The sequence below is a fragment of the Sphaerospermopsis kisseleviana CS-549 genome (assembly GCF_028329225.1).
Classification (GTDB): Bacteria; Cyanobacteriota; Cyanobacteriia; order Cyanobacteriales; family Nostocaceae; genus Sphaerospermopsis; species Sphaerospermopsis kisseleviana.
Map to the genome: position 1 here is coordinate 55,825 of NZ_JAQMTI010000026.1, position 19,823 is coordinate 75,647.

General features: G+C 35.1%; 20 protein-coding genes and 1 pseudogene. 9 read left to right on the forward strand and 12 right to left on the reverse strand.

The genetic code is table 11. The features are described from left to right. Window positions 1-7 precede the first annotated feature (7 nt). The 7 genes from PN497_RS02005 to PN497_RS02035 all read left to right on the forward strand — a co-directional run bounded on the left by PN497_RS02005 (window position 8) and on the right by PN497_RS02035 (window position 6,419). On the forward strand, window positions 8-1,003 hold the full coding sequence (locus tag PN497_RS02005) for a glycosyltransferase family 2 protein (RefSeq protein ID WP_096572236.1): 996 nt from the start codon (window positions 8-10) through the stop codon (window positions 1,001-1,003). 24 nt (window positions 1,004-1,027) lie between these two features. Then, window positions 1,028-1,495, forward strand: coding sequence for a DUF2141 domain-containing protein (locus PN497_RS02010; protein ID WP_096572237.1), 468 nt, complete (start codon window positions 1,028-1,030; stop codon window positions 1,493-1,495). Between the two features lie 42 nt (window positions 1,496-1,537). Continuing rightward, window positions 1,538-1,687, forward strand: coding sequence for an alpha/beta hydrolase (locus PN497_RS02015; RefSeq protein WP_272109456.1), 150 nt, complete (start codon window positions 1,538-1,540; stop codon window positions 1,685-1,687). Continuing rightward, the gene (locus PN497_RS02020) at window positions 1,687-2,946 is read left to right on the forward strand and encodes a glycosyltransferase family 2 protein (protein ID WP_096572238.1); all 1,260 of its coding nucleotides are present in this window, start codon (window positions 1,687-1,689) and stop codon (window positions 2,944-2,946) included. The genes PN497_RS02015 and PN497_RS02020 overlap by 1 nt, the downstream gene beginning before the upstream one ends. A gap of 150 nt (window positions 2,947-3,096) precedes the next feature. Next, window positions 3,097-4,359 (forward strand): glycosyltransferase, encoded by a 1,263-nt coding sequence (locus PN497_RS02025; protein WP_096572878.1) that lies wholly within the window; start codon window positions 3,097-3,099, stop codon window positions 4,357-4,359. 724 nt (window positions 4,360-5,083) lie between these two features. Next, entirely contained in the window at window positions 5,084-5,389 is a 306-nt protein-coding gene (locus PN497_RS02030) for a DUF7680 family protein (protein ID WP_272109459.1), read from the forward strand. A 22-nt stretch (window positions 5,390-5,411) separates the two neighbouring features. Then, on the forward strand, window positions 5,412-6,419 hold the full coding sequence (locus tag PN497_RS02035) for a type II toxin-antitoxin system HicA family toxin (protein WP_096572239.1): 1,008 nt from the start codon (window positions 5,412-5,414) through the stop codon (window positions 6,417-6,419). On the opposite strand, the gene PN497_RS02040 is transcribed toward PN497_RS02035, so the two are convergent. From PN497_RS02040 to PN497_RS02085, 10 genes are all read right to left on the reverse strand, one after another. Continuing rightward, the gene (locus PN497_RS02040; RefSeq protein ID WP_272109461.1) at window positions 6,416-6,544 is read right to left on the reverse strand and encodes a hypothetical protein; all 129 of its coding nucleotides are present in this window, start codon (window positions 6,542-6,544) and stop codon (window positions 6,416-6,418) included. The two genes, PN497_RS02035 and PN497_RS02040, sit on opposite strands and share 4 nt — an antisense overlap. 490 nt (window positions 6,545-7,034) lie before the next feature. Next, window positions 7,035-7,652 (reverse strand): Uma2 family endonuclease, encoded by a 618-nt coding sequence (locus tag PN497_RS02045; protein WP_096572240.1) that lies wholly within the window; start codon window positions 7,650-7,652, stop codon window positions 7,035-7,037. A gap of 439 nt (window positions 7,653-8,091) precedes the next feature. After that, window positions 8,092-8,715: a CPBP family intramembrane glutamic endopeptidase gene (locus PN497_RS02050; RefSeq protein ID WP_096572241.1), complete on the reverse strand. Its 624-nt coding sequence runs from the start codon at window positions 8,713-8,715 to the stop codon at window positions 8,092-8,094. Between the two features lie 77 nt (window positions 8,716-8,792). Then, a complete protein-coding gene (locus PN497_RS02055) occupies window positions 8,793-9,248 on the reverse strand; it encodes a hypothetical protein (RefSeq protein WP_272109464.1) in 456 nt (151 codons plus the stop codon). 119 nt (window positions 9,249-9,367) lie between these two features. Continuing rightward, window positions 9,368-9,979 carry a hypothetical protein gene (locus PN497_RS02060; RefSeq protein WP_272109465.1) on the reverse strand — a complete coding sequence of 204 codons (612 nt, stop codon included), beginning with the start codon at window positions 9,977-9,979 and terminating at the stop codon, window positions 9,368-9,370. Between the two features lie 12 nt (window positions 9,980-9,991). Next, window positions 9,992-10,930 (reverse strand): DUF1822 family protein, encoded by a 939-nt coding sequence (locus PN497_RS02065; RefSeq protein WP_096572242.1) that lies wholly within the window; start codon window positions 10,928-10,930, stop codon window positions 9,992-9,994. After that, window positions 10,923-11,597, reverse strand: a complete 675-nt coding sequence (locus PN497_RS02070; RefSeq protein WP_096572243.1) for an RNA polymerase sigma factor — start codon at window positions 11,595-11,597, stop codon at window positions 10,923-10,925. The genes PN497_RS02065 and PN497_RS02070 overlap by 8 nt, the downstream gene beginning before the upstream one ends. 852 nt (window positions 11,598-12,449) lie before the next feature. Continuing rightward, on the reverse strand, window positions 12,450-13,487 hold the full coding sequence (locus tag PN497_RS02075) for a CsgG/HfaB family protein (RefSeq protein WP_096572244.1): 1,038 nt from the start codon (window positions 13,485-13,487) through the stop codon (window positions 12,450-12,452). A gap of 308 nt (window positions 13,488-13,795) precedes the next feature. Beyond that, entirely contained in the window at window positions 13,796-14,314 is a 519-nt protein-coding gene (locus PN497_RS02080) for a hypothetical protein (RefSeq protein ID WP_096572245.1), read from the reverse strand. A 132-nt stretch (window positions 14,315-14,446) separates the two neighbouring features. Further along, the gene (locus PN497_RS02085; protein ID WP_272109469.1) at window positions 14,447-14,962 is read right to left on the reverse strand and encodes a hypothetical protein; all 516 of its coding nucleotides are present in this window, start codon (window positions 14,960-14,962) and stop codon (window positions 14,447-14,449) included. Between the two features lie 635 nt (window positions 14,963-15,597). Here PN497_RS02085 and PN497_RS02090 point away from each other — a divergent pair. Next, window positions 15,598-16,298: pseudogene (locus tag PN497_RS02090) on the forward strand (hypothetical protein); the annotation flags it as partial. A gap of 382 nt (window positions 16,299-16,680) precedes the next feature. Here the strand turns inward: PN497_RS02090 and PN497_RS02095 are convergent. After that, complete coding sequence (locus PN497_RS02095; RefSeq protein ID WP_096572248.1) at window positions 16,681-17,376, reverse strand: potassium channel family protein; 696 nt, start codon at window positions 17,374-17,376, stop codon at window positions 16,681-16,683. 105 nt (window positions 17,377-17,481) lie between these two features. Continuing rightward, on the reverse strand, window positions 17,482-18,816 hold the full coding sequence (locus PN497_RS02100; protein ID WP_096572249.1) for a TrkH family potassium uptake protein: 1,335 nt from the start codon (window positions 18,814-18,816) through the stop codon (window positions 17,482-17,484). A 114-nt stretch (window positions 18,817-18,930) separates the two neighbouring features. Between PN497_RS02100 and PN497_RS02105 the strand changes: the two genes are divergently transcribed. Then, the gene (locus PN497_RS02105) at window positions 18,931-19,773 is read left to right on the forward strand and encodes a methyltransferase domain-containing protein (RefSeq protein ID WP_096572250.1); all 843 of its coding nucleotides are present in this window, start codon (window positions 18,931-18,933) and stop codon (window positions 19,771-19,773) included. Window positions 19,774-19,823 lie beyond the last annotated feature (50 nt).

Here is a 19,823-nt window from a genome sequence, read left to right on the forward strand (position 1 = left end):
ATGGCGTATGTATAAACCTCAAGCAAAATTAAGTATTGGATTACCTGTATACAACGGCGAAAAATTTATAAAACAGTCTCTAGATTCTCTGCTAAATCAGACATTTAGTGATTTTGAGTTAATTATTTCAGATAACGCTTCCACAGATAATACTGAAGAAATTTGTAGAAATTACGCTGCACAAGATCATCGCATTCGTTACTATCGTAATCCTACTAATATCGGTTGCGCTTGTAATTTTAACCGCGTTTTTGAATTATCGAATAGTGAATACTTTAAATGGGCAGCTTACGACGATTTACACGCTCCTGATTTTCTCAGTAAATGTATACAGGTACTTGAGGAAAATCCACATTATATCTTATGCCATTTCCACACATATCTGATTGATGAACAGGGTAATTTTTTCCAAAACTATGAAATTAAACTCAATACTAACTCAGAAAAAACACAGATCAGATTTGAAGAATTCCTCACTAAACATCTCTGTTATCAAATGTATGGAGTCATTCGCAAAAGTTCCTTACAAAAAATCACTCCTATGGGTGGTTATGGCAATGCAGATGGAATTTTATTATTAAGACTTGGTACAGTTGGCCAGTTTTATGAAATTCCCGAATACTTATTTTTTGCCAGGATTCATCCCCAACAATCTTTGAGTATGTTTTTTCCAAGTTACCTGTCTTTTACTCAGAAAGATCCTCAATATTCATTAGATATGTTACCAGATTTCTATGAGTATTCAATTTGGTTTGATTCAGGTAACAAAGGCAAACTTTTATTTCCCCATTGGCGCATTCTCAAAGAATATTTACTTTCAGTCAGTCAAAGTTCACTGAATTTATATGAGCAAATATTGTGTTATTTGATTATTGTTAAAAAGCTATCTGGAACAGAATCTTTATTACTTAAAGATTTGTGGATGGCTGCTAAAATTTTGCGTTCCCCAAGAACCAAAACCAAGAGTAATTTAAGTTTGGCTAATGAATATTTAAGCAATTAATCTACAGGCTATATCTCACAGCTTATGTTAAAAATATCTCGCCTTTCTTATCTATTGCTGACGACTGTTTTAAGTTTCAGTTGTGCTAACACTGCCCATGCACAAACTACCACGGCATTAACTGTAGTCGTGAATGGAATAAGTAACAAAACAGGTGAAATTTGTTTCCGAATTTATAACTCTGAAAAAGGCTTTCCTATGAGTAGTTCTAGTGAAGTTCAAAGTGGCTGCACTAAAATTACTGGTAGTTCTGTGAAAAAAGTATTTTCTGGTTTAAAACCAGGAACTTATGCAGTAGCAGTAGTTGATGATCAAAATGGCGATCGCAAACTCAATAAAGACTTTTTTGGTATTCCCACAGAAGGTTTTGGTATTTCCAGAAATCCCATTGTCTCTATCCAAACTGGTACACCAAAATTTAAACAAGCCAGTTTTAAAATGACTAAAAATACCACCATTAACATCAACATGAAATATTCCCTTGATCCATAAGTAATTGGTGATTTGTGACTGGTGACTGGTGACTGGTGACTGGTGACTGGTGATTGGGTTATTTACCTCCCCATTACCAATTACCTATTACCAATTACCTATTACCAATTACCTATTACCTATTACCAATTACCTATTACCTATTACCTATTCCCTATTCCCTATTCCCTATTCCCCATGACTAATGACTAATGAAAGATTTGACCGCATTTCTGTCTAATTCTTTGATAGGTTGGCTGGTAATTCAGGTATGTTTAATGCTAATATTTTTATGGTATTTGCGAACCTATAAACAACCATTCTTATCAGATAACCAACTACCAAAAACGGCAGTAATTCTTTGTTTACGAGGTGCTGATCCATTTTTACCTAATTGTGTGCGATCGCTCTTAAATCAAAACTACCCAGAGTACGATTTAAAGCTGATCATTGATAGTCCAGAAGATCCAGCTTTTAAAATTGCCAAAGAAGTCATCGCTGAAACTAAAGCCACTAATTTCCAAATTAGCACCCTCAGAACAGTACGTCATAATTGTAGTCTCAAATGCAGTTCTTTAGTACAAGCAGTTTCCGATTTAGATGACTCTTACCAAGTAATTGCCTTAGTAGATGCTGATACCATCGTCCACAAAAATTGGTTAAGAGAATTAGTTAGTCCCCTCACCGATGAAAAAGTGGGAATAACAACAGGAAACCGTTGGTATGTACCCACAGGAAAATATTGGGGTTCTTTAATACGCTACGCTGGTAACGTTTCTACTGTCGTGCAAATGTTCCTCTTTCAAGTTCCTTGGGGTGGGAGTTTAGCAATTAAAAAACACCTCCTCCAACAAACAGAAATACTGGAAAAATGGGGAGCAGCATTTGGTGACGATATGCTCCTACACAAAGTCATCAAAAAACACGGATGGAAAATTAAATTTGTCCCTTCTTTGTTAATGGTAAACCGAGAAGAAAGCAATTTATCTACTTTATTTCCATCTCTCCAACGCTTAATACTTTGTTCTCGACTTTATCACCCCAATTGGTTAGCATTAGTCAGTGATGCAGTTTCCAGTATTCTCTTTCCTACCCTCACCATTTTCTTAGCTTTAGGATTGTTTTTAGCCACAGAATGGAATACAGCATTTTCCTTATTTAAATCCTATAGCATCTACACAATTGGATTACTCTTGTTAATGCTAGTCATGGAACTAGGAGTACAAGAAATAATTCGCTCTCAAGGACAACCAATTCCAGAAATTTCACTCACCAACATCCTCAAAATGTTCATTGCTATTCCTTTAACACAATGGGTTTATGGTTTAGCAATGTTATCTTCTCTGGGGATGTCAACAGTGACATGGCGAGGACTTACCTATAAAATTCAAAGTCCCTGGCATATTCGCTTAGTTGAATATCATCCTTATCAATGGTTAGATCAACCAATTGATCCGAAAATTTCTCTCTAGTCATACTCTTGATAGAAATTCAGAAGCTTGTCTGTAATTTGATTGGGAATTATAATTGGGAATTTTATTAATTATCAGCGCAAAAACCAAAAGTTTCATGATAGTTCCTGCGTAAATCCTGAAACCAGCACTAAAATCATTGAAACAAAAATGACAAAACAAACCCTCCGCATTGCCTTATTTACTGGCTTATATTCTCCTTTCTTAACAGGAGTATCCGTTGCTGTACATCAGCGCGTCCATTGGTTACTTGAACAAGGACACGAAGTTTTTCTTATTCACCCACAAATCAATAATAAGTTCAGTAAACAAGTTGGGAAACGTCCAATGGCAGGACTAGAAGAACTACAATCTTTTGCCAACTTTTCCTCCTATGCTTTTCCCACAGAACCGCTAATATTCTATAAATCTCTGCCCCAACCTCTAAACTATCGTCATTGGAGCGATACTCAATTACTAGAAAAGTTTCAACCTGATATCATTGTAGTTGAAGAAGCAGCCCAAATGAGAGGGCTATATTCAGTTTTTCTGCAAGGTTATGGCAGACCTGTAGGAGTTGATTATGCGAAACGTACTAAAACACCCATCATCTCCGTTTTTCATACCGATATCGTTGCCTATATCCGATATTATTTAGGTGATTTCCTATTCGGATTGATGCGTCCCATAATTCCATTATTAGTTAAGCAATTTAGTAATGCTTACACCCTCAATATATTTTCTTCTAGGGAACAACTTTCCAAGTACCAAAAACTAGAATGTCTACGCGGTGAATACGTCCCCTATCAAGGAATTAACTGTGAAAAATTCCATCCCCGCAACATCTGTTATGATCCAATTCCTAACGATAAAAGACCTACAATTTTATTTGTAGGACGCATCACTGCCGAGAAAAATGTCACACAACTTTTAGATGCTTATCCCTTGATAGCTGCTCAAATTCCTGATGTCCATTTAGTCATCGTTGGTAGCGGTCCATTAGATCAAGAAATTCGTCGTCGCGCTCAAAAATTCCTCCACGGTGTAACGCTTTGGGGTGAGTCCCACGGTACTGAACTTTTAGGATGGTTTGCTAGAGCAGATGTTTTTATTAACCCTTCAGTAACGGAAAACTTCTGCACTACAAATAACGAAGCTTTAGCATCAGGAACTCCTGTAGTCGCCGCTATGGCTCCCTCAACCACTGAACAAGTAACAGTTGGTTATAATGGTTTTCTAGCTCAACCCAACAACGCCCAAGATTTCGCCGAGAAGATAATTGCAATACTGCAAAATCCTGAACTCAAAGCCCAATTATCTGCACAAGCTCGTCCTTCTATCTTAGAGTTTGATTGGTCAGTATGTAGCCAAAAATTTGAAGATAAGCTATACCAGTTAGTTGGTATACCCCAAATAGTTAAGTCTTCCTCATAATTATTAGCACCCACAGGTTAAAAAAAGCCAATTTGGCTACATATCTTTGATTATGTTTGGTAGAGTATTCCAGTAATTGACCTGTGGGCTTTTAGGTTACAAGTTGCAGACACGAGCAAACTTTGCCACGGTTTTATCAGCAGAGACATGACCTACTCTCACTGATGATCATCCTGGTATTGCCCTCAACTGTGCCTAAAAATCTTTAGACCTCATAAGTCATGACTTATGGGGTTTTTATTATCTTACTACTCAGCAGTCAGCTTTTTAACTTAACCAATATTTTCAACATCTTTACTCCTCAATCTTCACTCCTGAATGACCACACAATTACAGACAAAATTACAGGAATTTTGTCTCAAGTTTTTGATATTTAAATGCACTCTTATGTCAAGATTAAATTCTTAGCAACTACATAAACTAGAAAATGTGTTATTTCTCAGACATAATTACTGCTATTATGTCTCAAGATTTACAGTTAGAGTATTGATTTTTCATATTTTTGCAGCAAAAATACAAAGTAAGTCTAACATCTTGTAGGCTCTCTTGGTGACAACTTAACCTTATCCAATGTCCATAGTCCGCACCTGCGGACTTTTTTTAGAATTGTTGCAATACTCCAATTGCAGCAAAGTTGTGTTGTAATAAAAATTACACTTGAATAAACTGTTACACAGCTAGGTTGTATAATCATAATATTATGAACTCTTGTGCAACAGGCAAGATGCCTGTTCCACTTATACAAATTAAATGCACAACAGCTTATAATTGTTTAAAAGCAAATAATTATGATCCAAAAACATTAAGTCATAATCGTCAAAGTCCTTATGTTTTAACTGAGGAAACAGGCATAAATTTAGCTTTGTTATTTCAGACGATTCAACCACTTTCTAAACCAGAAAGAATTGCTAATATTGCCCAAGGAATAAAAGCTATGAGTTATGAGGAATACCATTATTGGTTTGCTAAGATTAGTAACGGGAAGCATAGTCAGGCGTTAAAAGCGATTAAGGTATTATTGGGAGATTAATAAACTTATATTGGGGTATCTTATGTTTCCTATTCCAGATTTTTCGTATTTTGCAGTACCGGGTTTTATTCCTCAAATGAGGAGTTATCCTAATATGTCTTCATCACTAATTTTGCATAATAAAAATAATGATCAATGGGATTTAGTATTAAGACAGGAAGATGCTTATTTAATAACTTGGCTGCATGAAAAAAGTGGAAAAATACATAATATTTATTTTCCCTATGCTCCCAACCATAATTTTTTAATTCTTAATAGTAAACATATTATGGATATAGTTGAGCCAGCCAAAAATAGAATACATAACTTTCTTGTGGAATTAGGAGTTGATGATGTTGAAGAATATATGATAGATAGTGACGAATGGTTATCTGTACTCTTTAGTCTTGGACATCATCACCATCGAGCGGCAGAAATTGCAGCGTCTTGTTTTCAAATTCCTTCAGACCGATTTCCGGTTATATTAGTTTGGTCTAATTTAGATAGTCAAACTTTAATTAAAATAATGCCAAATTCGTCTGATGAAAATATCACTGAATATGTTAAATCACTTTATTGGTCAATCACTATGGCTACTCAAGATTTAGTTAAAAATGGGAAAAATATACCCATAGATAAATTATTAGAAAGGATTAAAAGTAAATTAAACGAATCACACCACATAAAAAATTATCCTAGAAAAATCAAGTCAATACAAACATTTAGAGCAACTAAAAGTATAGCCCGTATTTTAGAGGAGATAGGTGAGGCATATAAAGATGAATTTAATGATGCTATATTGAATTTTGAAGATACTGTTAAAAATATCATTGATACCAAATCAATTATTGAATTTTCAGATGAATCAAAAAATAAAATTATCAGAAAAATGGTTGATATTGGATTTTACAAGGTTAGAGAAGGTGGTAATCATGAGGTTTGGCAGCATCCTAAATTAAACAAACCTACTCCAGTTCCTCGACATAGAAACTTATCTAATTTTGTTATTCGTAGTATTGAAAAAGATATTCAATTGGCGACGAGTGCTTAAAAACGCATTAGTTCTGGATAACTGATTTTGTCTTGTTGAAATAACATAATGACAATTTGCTGTAAAAATTCGTCCTCTGATAAACCACGTGCTTTCACAATTTCTTCAGAAATTACTAAACTCATTTTTCCTCCAGCAATTATTATTAATAACTTTTAAGCTGTTGTGCATTTAATTTGTATAAGTGGAACAGGCATCTTGCCTGTTAAACAAGAGTTTAGAATATTAGGATTATACAATTTAGCTGTGTAACAGCTTACTATTCGTTGCCGTTGTTTTTATTTTAGGCAATATTGATAAATTTGGTAAATTCGCAAATGCTGTCTATAGGATACTCTTAACGTAGTCTCTTGTAAAGAAGCGATCGCACTTTGAGTAAAACTTACTAAAATAGAACAAACTGATGTTGTAATGAGGTCAGCTATTTTGCTTTTTATTTGGATAATGAATGCAAGCAAGATGCTTGCGCTACTGTATTTTTGAGTAGGGTAATTTATGAATTACCCTTTTGTGATGTTTTACGTAAGTAGTCAGCCATACTAAACCTACGAGAATAGCGATGACTTATTTTTTCCTTCTTTTTTTGGTTTGTTGATAAAACTAATACTCTGATTGCTAAGTACCAGCTTGAAAAATCTGGTTAGCAGTTAAGGACACATCTGGAAAGGTTGCTGAAATTATCCGGTCATGACCTCTAAACTGACTAACTTGATATTCCCCCTCAACTAACGAGTAAATCGAGATAGCTGGTTGTTTAGGATTGCCAAGAAAACGCCTACCTCCGAATGCAGCGTAGTCTACTATCCAGTATTCTGGAATACCTACGGCTTCGTATTGTCCCAGTTTGGTGAAATAGTCATCACGCCAATTAGTGCTAACCACCTCAATCACCAAGGGGATTGACGCGCCCTGAGTAACTGTAGATTGTTTTTTCCACAGTGGTTCATTCACAAGATTGGGGCGACTGACCACCAATATATCTGGTGAATAACCGGATTCATTTTCAGGTGGTTTGACAAGAGCAGTTTTGGGAATGAAGTAGGGAAGATGTAATCGCTTGATATCGGCAGATATTTCTAGTGCCAAAAAACCGACAACATCTTCATGATCTCCTGTAGGCTGTGACATCTCAATAATTACCCCATCATGCAGTTCATACTGTCCCCCTTCTGGTTTCCATTGGGCAAATTCCTCAAAGGTTACTAGCTTGGTTTTAGGTAAGGCTTGAACCATAATTTTACCTACCTTTCTGTTTTCGGCGTTATTGGTTGGCGATGACAAAACGCCCACTATTTTACAATCCCTTGGAGGTAAGCTGTTGTGCCTTTAACTTGAATAATCAATACAAGGAAGATGCTTGTGCTACTGTAACTTCAGGTTTTTGATTATACAGTTTAGCTGCACATCAACTTATTAATTCGTCTGGAATTTTTATCAATATTTGAGTCATTGATAAACCTTAGAGATTAATGTTGTTTTACTAACATTTTTTACTAACATTATAGCCTGTTTTTGAATTATAACAACTAGACGCAAACGCGATCGCTTGAATCAGTTACCGAAAGGCTGAAGTCCAGAAAACAAGTTTCGTGAAGAAACCAGTTTTCTAGATATTGTCACAGAAGGAAATTTTGGCACGCTTACTTTCGTTCTGTTTTGCGTAAGTCCTCACCTATACTAAACCCAGCAGAATAGCGATCGCTCCCAGTAAGGAATGACTAATAATAATACTATATAAATTACGAAACTTTGCGTAGTTCCAGCCCCAAATTATACCTATAATTAATGTAAATACCAGCGTCGGTATATCTTTATAAATCAGATGTACAAAACTGTAAAGTAAGCTAGAGAGTATAATTTGTACCCAAGTTGCAAATTTTGCTCTCTTAAAAATAGCAAATAAAAACCCCCGATATAAAAACTCTTGGATGGGAGAAGATACACCCACAAAGAAAAGGTAAAATAGCCATTGATATGCTGAGTTATCTAACCGTGATCCATGAGTTAAATAATAAATAAACATGAACGCAGTAAAGATTAATGTTGGTAAAGCGATCGCTGTCAAAGATTTTTTTAAGTTATTATTTGTAAATCCTAATTCTACAGGAGAAAATCGGTATAAATAGGCGATCGCTACTACGACTATAGCTGCCAAAATTAGCACATAAAACCGCCAGGAAAAAGGAATTACTTCTAAAAATACAAGTAAAATTGGTAGAATGTATATCAAAAATACAATCAGAATTACTTTTTGTCGTTCTTGAACAAGTTGCTTATTTTTAGGTAAATGAACCATATTTTTTTATCTCACGCAAAGACGCAAAGAGGCAAAGACGCAAAGGGGAATTAAGGGATATTATGGGGATCTGATATTTAATCATCACTTACTCGCAAATCAATCCAACGGACAAGTAAGCAAAATAAAGGAGCAAAAAACACGATACTGGCAAACCAAGGAGTTAAAGGATTGGTGCTATTCATCCCAAACAAGTGATCAATAATAGAAACACCAAAAATACTACTTAATACAGTAAAACCTAAACTACCTAATAAAAATGACAATAAAATAGGCTGATATTTTTGGGTAGCACTTTTGTATATACTGCTAATAGTAGTGAAAAATAAAATGGCAATAATCGCATAAGTAATCACATTAATTCCAGCTAGAGTACCTCGGAAATCAGAGGAAAATAAGAGACTTTTGGTATGTTCTATACTATAGCTTTGAAAAGGCAACCATAGGAGAATACCTAACTCACAAATAATCAGATAAGTGAGGTATTTATTTTTATTAAAGATGGAATCTGGAGCAAAAAGAATATTTGACACCAGTGCTACAAGTTGAACACCACAAGCAACAATACTGAGAAAATTGAGAATGTAAAACGATCTACTTAGGGAAAAATATTGATGATTTTGTTGCCAAACTTGATAGGATGTGGCAATTCTTAAAAGTCCTTGATTTCTTCTGCAAAATTAAGTTTTTCATCACCAAATACTACTAATATCCGAGCAGTTGCTTTTAATTGTGCTGTTTGTTTTTGTGTCAACCGTTTAAAATTAGTCGCACTAATGGCAACTTCTACCCCATTGCTAGTATACCCTGCCAAAGTATCCCACTCTTGCCAAGGAAGTCCTCGTAATTGTCTATCTTCTGTTTGAACAATAATTTGAACTTCATCTTTTTGACTTATTTTCTCCCTAAATTGTTCCAAAACCAAACTTACACGAGGATCTGGTTGTCCATTTTCATCAACCCAACCATCCCTACTTAACCATTTGTTTAATTCTGCTTTCAAAGCATTGGCTAATTCTGTTAGATTAATGACCCCAAAAGTGCGATTTTCCTGGTTTTTAACAACTTTGCGATCGCCTTGTAAACCAATATAATCTTGCCAATCTTTAAACTTATTTGATAAAGATTTTGGTAGAGGAGAAAGAAAAGAAACCAGTTCTTCTATTTGTCCATATTGATCATAAATAGCAAGAGTGACAGGTAAAACTTCAGAATTATTGATTTGCACCCTACCACCAATTTTAAAGGAGATTTTCCAAGTCATAAACACTCCTTTTTAAGCAATGAAATATTCTCTAATAAAACTTTCTCCTATCCGCAATTCTACCCAAAATTCTTCACCTGGAGATAATTCTAGGGGTATAGATATCAAATCACCAGATTTATTTACTGTTTCTGTATGTGTATGTGATCCATCTGGTACACTCACTTGCATACCCATAGGTAAAAAAGTATTTTCACTTTGAATAGTGACTATAACATTAACTAATTCCTCACTGGGTTGGGAAACGGAAAGCTGCATTTTAAATATTTGTCCTGCTAGGGAGATATTTTTATTGCAGATAGCATTTCTCAGATTCCGCGTTGCAGGTTGCCAATCTCCCTCATAAATATTATTCAACCAATTTCTTAAATAAGTAATTTTTTTTTCTGTAAATTCTAGGGATATCTCATCAATTTCTGCTGTTTCTACTGGTAAAGATGTTTCTTTCTCAGATAAATAATCAATCAGAGCATCCATAGATTGTAAATCTGTTATTTCTAATTCTTCATGTTTAGTATCAAAAGCAGGTAAAAAACCCAGCAATACGGCTTCTTTTTCTGAATCAGCAATTTCTATAAATAAATAGCCGATGTTATTACTAACAATATTACTAACAATATCAGATGGTAAAATTATTTCTTTTTGTTCTTTTTTAATGACACAACATTCTAAATTACCTAATCCTAATAATTCTAATTCATTAGCTTCACTCCATAAACGTTGAATGACATCCCATCTTTCTGTCCGATTCAGATTAGTCTTAAAACCAAGTATCTGAAAATAAGCATCAGCAACAAATACAGCCAAGGTATTCAAATAAATTCTTTGTTGTATATTTGGTGTAAAATATTGTGCTGCATAAGTTCTAGCTTGGTGGCGAAAGGATGCAGTAATGGGAAAGGTAATAGCTAAATCATGTAATACATTTAGTTTATTTAGTTTATCATTCATTGTTTTCTTCTCCAAATAATTTTTGATTTTCTGCTAACCATTTTTGCAGTAATGGTTCACATTTTCTATTCCAATGGGATCTCAGCGAACCCTGCGGTGATCCAACTTCATCAGCTATTTCTTGCCATTTTTTTCCTTGGATACGGTTCAGTTCAGCAAATAATTGACAGTTAGCTTTTGGGTTATCTCTGATGTGACAATCTTTGAGAACATTATCAGGATCTTCTATAATCCATTGCTTAAATAATTCCCAAGTTGCAATGAGTAAAGTCGCATCTATAGGAGAAACTCTTTGCTCTAATGGATCAATAGATATTTCATCATTTTGTAAGACAGACTGTATGCGATTTTTATAACCGTTGACTGTTCTTATTTCATCTCTGTACTTATTTATTAGACACCTGTTAAACCAGTGTAGAAATAATCCCCGATCTGGATCATACTTCTCACATAATGTTTTACTAAATAAATCAACCAGAGTTTTTTGTAATGCTTCTTCATAAATATCCTCGTTGTTGTCATTCCCTGCTGATGGCCTCCAAATACGTCCTGATTTGAGAAGCGATCGCAGTAAACCGTTGATTGCTTGACGGTGCTGGCGGGTGTCTTTGGAATACTTGCAAGCTTCTTTGACGAGGATTTGCAGGTGGAGGTTTAGATCATCCATATACTTATGACATTTTAGTAAGAGCATCATTAAGTATAGAATAATCTCTACTATTATTTATACGAAGAATAGTTAACTCCTGTTGCAAATATTTGTTTATATTTATTTATGGTTTTTATGGTTTTTTGGAGGGCGATCGCTGCGATCGCGCTGATCCGATATAATAGTATAAATACTATCAACAAGTCTTGACTATGCAGATTAGTGAAGAAATTACAATCAAAGTGAGTCCTAAAGTTGCTTAAGCCTATCAAAAAGCAACAGAACGGAAAAAGCAATCTTTGGCAACGCTGGTTAGTTTATTTTTACGAGAGGATCTGAATGAGGAAGTTGATTTTCTTGGTAAATTGATGGATGAAATTCTTGTACTGAGCGAAGCCGAAGTAGCGATAGAGTAGTTTCCAGAGACTTGACACCAGAAATTTTGGAGACAATTCTGAATGAATAATCTCCCTAAATATGTCTTAGATAAGCTGTTATGCAGCTAAACTGTATAATCTTAATATTCTTAAGTCTTGTGGAACAGGCATCTTGCCTGTTAACCTTATATAAATTAAATGCACAACAGCTTACCAATATTATTGTTAGTTAGACAATTTTTAGAGATGGAATAATTTGGGTTGATATTGGGTTTTGTTGATTCAACCAACCAAAAAGCGATCGCCTCTTACACATTACTATCATCACATTTTCAACATTATTCAGGACTTACGCAAAAAAGACCGAAAGTAGGGGTAATGTCCTTCGGGAAGCAAGCTACATGAATTACCCCTACAAACTAATTTTGAGTCTGATCTTGTCCATTCGCTGAGGCTGTCATGAATACGCAACCATGCTCCGTCCTTCAGATATCTATTGAGTCGGTTTAGCAATATCTCCGACTTTAAATTTTCCACCACTAGTAATTTTGCCAACACTAGATGTACCATCTACCTCAACTAATTCAATTATGCCAATTGGTTGAGTAACATTGCGAATAACTTTACCTGTAGTGGGGTCTTTAACTTGTTTTGTTACCCTTTCAATTGATAACTTCATTCCCACTCGATAACCATCTGATTTGCCTTTGTTTAAAATCACAGTATTTCCTGTGGCATCAGCTACGGTAGCGGTGACACTTGGTAAAGATTTTGGCAAAGATGCTAAATCTGTTGATTTATTATTTAATTCCGTAACGACTTGATCGATGGCTTTCTCTGTTGCCTTTGTTAATAACTTACTTTCATTAACTGTTACTGAACCTCCACCAAATGGACCAACTCTAACTTGAGTATCTGACTGACTATCATTACCATTACCTTCGGCAACAAATAATATTTCTGATGTAGTAGTATTCACGATCCGGATATTCAATTTGACGTAAGCATCTGTATCAGTAGATGCTGCTCCCAATCCTAAAAATCCTCCTCCAGAGCGCCGTTGTTGAAGGTCAAATTGAGTTACTGAGCCAATTATAACTGCTTCTACACCTAAAATCTTACCAATTTGAGCCGCAGTACCAGCATCAACTCGTCCAGAATCACCGAAATTTTGTTCCCTCAAAATAGCGTCTATTTGACTGCGTTCAATGACAGAAAAATTACCATCTTTGACTAATCTGTTGACTAGGATATCACTTACACCCTTGCTTCCTCCTTGTAAAATAGATAACAGATTAGGGTTGCTAACACTGCTGAAATCAAAATCAAGAACGGCAATTCTCACTTTTTCTTTACTTGCCAATCTAAAGTTTCTTGAGGAATTATTACTTTGGGCAATTTTTGGTATTTCATTTGCATTAGCCTGTTTACCCTCAAAAATTCCTGAACTGAGAATTAAACATGAGGTAATCACGGGCAAATATAAGCTAAACACTAAAGTCGTATTTCTACAGCAACGAATTTGATTCATCTATTTATCCTTGTTAAGCGAATATAGAGCAATACTCAGGTCAGTTGTAAAACCCTGGTTGTAATCTTGAAAAATCAATCAATTTTCACTGTATTAACCATAATTTCCAATTCTTGTGAAATGAATGTTTGATGAGTGATAAAGTAAATTGCTGAACTAGATGTAAATACTAAATACTGTTTACAATCTATATACGAACCAGATTCACTCGGTGTTGCAAAAAGGTAAAAAAATTTCAAGATTGTGACAACTTCCTCCTGACTCCTGTACAGGTCGAGCCAAAAACGCTGGTAATCCAAAGTAATTATCTAAAATTGTCCTTGCAGCATTCTACCTTTGATTTTACGGACATAATTACCTTTAGTATTTATACATTCCTGCATTCTCTTATTTTGCGCTGGAGTACTGCGAGAATCAGAGTTATTTCCTGCTAATAATCCCCAAGCACTAGAAACATTATCACTGAATGCAGCTAAAACAGTAGAATATTTGCTTAAAAATTCATACTCTGGTAATTCTCTAACATTCATTACCTGGATTTCCTGATTATTGCCATCAATGTAAAGTTTACCTCCTCGATTTGATACGCTACTAATCATAATTTCTTCTCGTCCACGATAGTTATTAGGTGGTCCATCAACTATTTTGATGCAAATTTTTCCATTACGATTTAAAATCTCTCTCCTAGAGTTATTAAACATAGTTCCTGGGGTATAATAAGCACCTGAAGGAAGTTTAGATTCTGGTTTGGGTGATGCAAATGCTAAGGGTGATATTGATGTAATTAATGCAGTTGTGATTGTGAAATTGATAAACAAGTTTTTCATTTTTTTCTCCAATAATTTTTGTGAGGTATTATCTGTTATCTAAATGCAAACTGTTTGTCCCCAAACTGTTTTGATTTTTGTTCCTGTATCAACACATTAGGTATTAAGAATTTGCCGACTTTCCCAGATTTATTACAAATCCAAATCAACTTTACATCTTCTGGCAAATTCCAAGGAATTTCGAGAAAGTTGCTTGATAGCTTTTTCCCTCTTACTGTTTAACCAAGCTTTGAGAATAAATGAAATAGCCATCAACGGACCAATGATAAAAAAAGCATAAATCCAAAGATCTGCTACCGTTAACATGATCCCAAGAACAAATGCAATTCCAATTAATCCAAATCCTGCTAAACCTCCAAACATGGATGAGATAAAATCCATTACATTTGTAACAAACCAAACAACACCATCTGAAATTAAAATAACCCCTTTCAGTATTTTATTGACTTGCCGTGCATAATCATCAGCCAATTTACTCACTTCTGCTTTATCTGCTTGTAAAGCATCAATATCCGCCATGTACGTGAACAGCTTGTGAAATTCACCATCATCTTTGATAGCAATGATAGTAAATTCATTTTCATTCTGCATTAACATCTTCAGTATTATGGGAATACCCAACACTTCTGATGTTTCAGTATATTGCATTACATTTGACATTTTGACTCCAAAACTTTGTAAGTAAATATTCTGCGGTTTATAGCCAGCACAGGAGTTACCAAAATAGGCTTACTTTATATACGCTCACTGTTTCTCCTGTGTTGCAAATAGTGAGGAAATTTTTTTTAAATACCTCTAATCTTTGATTCATATGGGTTTTAGGTTTATTCAGTATCTGCTAAGTAGAACTAAGTAAAGCCAAATAAAGCGATCACACCACATTATTTCACTAACAACTAACAGCAAGTTATTTATTTCAGTCAAATTTAGCAAATATGGGCTTATATTAAATTCATAGATTGTTTAAGTTTATGATTTTTATACAAAAAACATTAACTTCAATAAATTGAACTAGGAGCGAACTGCTTGCAGCAGCGCTTCGCTATCGCTCTTTGATCCCACATTCCGCACTTCAAATTGTAGTACATATACAAGTATTATAAGCAGCATAAAGACTTAAATATAAATACGCAATTAAGACAGTAAAAATATAGACGTTAATTTACATTTGACTACTAAAGAGAAATTCATAGGGCATTGATAATAAATTCAGGAAAAAAATGAGAGAATAAGACTGAATTAAATAAAAATGCCAAGAAATATGAATTACCAAAAAGAAGAAATGGAGCGAAAGTAATTTAAAATTAATGTCAAACATGAAATGGATAAGTCGAGTACCATTATCCATTAAAAAAGCCAAGATAAGAGTAAAAGCCTTTATAAATAAAGACCTGAAAGCCTGTAAAATAAAGGGTTATGGTTCGACTGCGCTCACCAACCATAGCTATCTCGAAGAGAAAGTATCTTATGGAGGAATAGAGCAAAGATGGTTATTAGTAGAAAGTGCAGAAAGAAAAAAAGCAGACTTAAATAAACTAGACAAAAAAATCCAAGAAGAGTTATTAAAAGCTAACAAACAAATAGCGAAATTAGAACAGGAAGAATTTACAGATAAATCTTTGACCGAATTAAAAGTCAAAGAAATAACAACCAAATTAAAATATCATCAAATATCAGACCCTCGAATTACTGAAACCAATAAAGGAAAAACAACAGTTTATAGAGTGAAATGTAAATTAAGAGAAAATCAGGAGTTAATTACACAACAGCAAAACTCTTGTGGCAGGCACAAAAATCCACAGTTAAAAATCAATTGAATAAACCCAAAGAATCTCCCACATTAAGATGGATATTTCAATGTTTTCAAGGGATTCATCTTTTAATGATACAAGGATTTCAACGAATTCTTAATTTAACGGAGTCGCATTGTCATATCTTGCAATTACTACCTACTACTTGCCAAAAATATTATTTATTATCTTAGTTGTTCTCTCTGGTTTGACGATTTCATTGGTTATCTTTTTGATAACTGATTGCACACCTTGAATTAAATATTATTGTTGAAACAGCTTTTAAACACAAATAAAAGCTCAACTTTGTGTGTTCATAATTTTGTTTTCCACTGATACGTAATTGTTCAAACCATAAGTTTTAATTGACCGTCAATGTAGTTTAATTATGCTACTTTATGAAGTGCGGAATGTGGGTTATTACTTTATTGACCCATTTATTTCCCAAACTTCACCCTAGCGTTCACGAAGTGCAGCGTAGCTATCGCTCTTCCCCATAACTAGCAACTTGGGTTAATAGCTGATTAAAAAACATAAAATTGATTACCCAGTCCCCAGTTACCAGTCCCCAGTCACCTAAATTGGTAAACGATTAATATCTTTATTGCAACCAATTACCACCATAGCTGAACCACGTTCTAAACGCTTAGTGGGATCAGGATTAATCTTAAATTTACCATCCTGACTTACTGCTAACAAATTTAAACCATAACGGTTTCTCAGTTGAATTTCTGCAACAGTTTTACCGTGAAATTCATCAGGGACAATTACTTCAACAATGCTATGATCTGGATCGAGGTCAAAGCGATCTAAAATAGATGGTCTAGTGAGAGTTCTTGCTAAAGCACAACCAGCTTCATATTCTGGGAAAACTACATGATCTGCTCCCACTCGTTTTAATAGCTTGCGGTGAACTTCACTAGAAGCTTTTGCAACTACATGAGGTACACCAGCTTCTTTAACATTAAGAGTGGTGATAATACTTTCTTGAATGTAATTACCAATAGCCACAATTACTGTATCAAATTCAAAAATACCAGCTTCTTTGAGTGCAGCAGGTTCAGTAGAGTCTAGTTGCACTGCATGACCGACTATTTGATCATTTAAAGCTTCAGCAACTCGCTTTTCATCCACATCAGTAGCCAAAACTTGATAACCTAAACTGTGCAGTGTTGCACAAACAGAACGACCAAAACGACCCAACCCAATTACAGCAAATTGCTGATTATCGTGCCGTAAACTGCGAAAAAATTTTAATGATGAAAGGTTCATAATTTTGTAAGTTGTCAGTTTTCCGTTGTCATTAGTTATTAGTCATTAGTTATTAGTTATTAGTTATTTTCACCCAATCACCAATCACTAATCACCAATCACCCATTAACCAACAAGTAAATTTTCTTCAGGATAGTGAACTCTACTCAGACGAGGATCACCTAATATAGCTGACATTAATAATAAAACACCGACTCTACCAATGTACATAGTGACAATTAAAATTATTTTTGCTCCAGTGGAAACACCTGCTGTTATTCCTGTGGATAAACCCACTGTACCAAATGCTGATACCACCTCAAAAAGAATTTGAATAAACTCTAATTTCGGATCTGTAATACTAATTAAAATCGTTGCGCCAATCACTGTAGCTAGAGAACCAAAAACTACACCTACAGCTTTTAAAATCAGTGATATTGCTATCTTACGCTCATAAAGTAAAACTTCCTCTTTCCCTTGGAGGATTGCCCTTGTACAACTAGTGAGAACTCTTAAAGTCGTGGTTTTTATACCTCCTCCTGTACCACCAGGACTGGCACCAATAAACATTAAAGCAATGGTAATAAATAACCCGGCATCAGTCATTTTACCAATATCAACAGTGTTAAATCCAGCGGTTCTAGGGGTAACAGATTGAAACCAAGCTAATAATAATTGCTCAGGAAAACTAAAATTACCAAAGGTTTCAGGATTTCTCATTTCTATGAACAAAAAAGCAATTGTTCCCACAACTAAAAGCAGTAGAGTCGTACTAGTTGCTACTTTAAAGTCAAGAGAGAATACTATGGCATGAGGTTTCTTTAAGCATCTATCACGAAACCAAAAATACATATCTAAAATAACCTGATAACCAATGCCTCCAAAAATAATTAAGCCTGTAACAGTGAAAACTACTAAGATAGAGGTTTGATAGCCTATTAAATTGTCTTTGAATAGGCTAAAACCTGCATTATTAAAAGAATTGATACTGTGAAATATTGATAACCAAAGTCCTTGATCCCAACCAAAATCTTTAACAAAAGCTGGCAATAACAAAAATATTCCCGTAATTTCAAAAATCAGAGTTGTAGCAATGATAGAGCGGATAATTTGGGTACTACCACTCATTCCTGGGCGGTCTAAAGCTTGTTGAATCGCTAATTTTTGCCTCAGATCAAATCTTTTGCCAATTAATAAAATCAAAAAGGTGGTAGTTGTCATGTATCCTAAACCACCAATTTGTACTAGCATGACAATAAACAATTGACCCCAAAAGGAAAAACCAGTACCAGTATCAACTACAGCTAAACCTGTAACACAAACTGCGGAGGTTGAGGTGAATAGTGCTACAATGGGGTCATTCCAGGTACCATTGCTAGTGGAAAAAGGCATCATTAATAGGATAGTTCCTGCCAGGATAACAGTCAGAAATCCTAAGCAGATTGTACGAGCAACAGTCATAAGTAATTCCAAATTTTCCTATAAAAGCAAAATTGCCTTATCTAATTAAAAACATAAATGGTAGCCTAAAAATATATTTTTTTTACTTAGGCTTGATCTTCATCTAGTTGATTCATGAGTACAACACTTTATAAGCAAATTCAAGACTTTTATGATGCTTCCTCTGGACTATGGGAACAAATTTGGGGAGAACATATGCACCACGGCTATTATGGTGCAGATGGTAAGCAGCAAAAAGACCGTCGTCAGGCACAAATTGATTTAATCGAAGAACTGCTGAACTGGTCAGGTGTCAAGGATGCAGAGAATATCCTCGATGTGGGTTGTGGGATTGGTGGCAGTTCTTTATACTTAGCGCAAAAGTTTAATGCTAAGTCCACAGGAATCACACTTAGCCCTGTACAAGCCGCTAGAGCCAAGGAAAGAGCCTTGGAGGCTAATTTGGGTTCTAGGAGTAATTTCCTGGTTGCCAATGCCCAAGAAATGCCTTTTGCTGATGCTTCTTTTGACCTGGTGTGGTCTTTAGAAAGTGGCGAACATATGCCAAATAAAACCAAGTTTCTGCAAGAGTGTTATCGGGTGTTAAAGCCTGGTGGTACTTTGATTATGGTGACATGGTGTCATCGTCCTACGGATGTTTCACCTTTGACTGCTGATGAACAAAAGCATTTACAGGACATTTATCGGGTTTATTGTTTACCCTATGTAATTTCCTTGCCAGAGTATGAGGCGATCGCTCATCAATTACCATTAAACAACGTTCGCACCGCTGATTGGTCCACTGCTGTTGCACCTTTTTGGAATTTTGTGATTGATTCTGCTTTTACTCCTCAAGCATTTTTTGGGTTACTTTTTTCGGGTTGGAGTACAATTCAAGGGGCGCTTTCTTTGGGGTTGATGAGTCGGGGTTATGAACGGGGTTTGATTCGGTTTGGGTTGTTGTGTGGGAAGAGGTGACTGGTGATTGGTGATTGGTGACTGGTGATTGGTGACTGGTGATTGGTGAC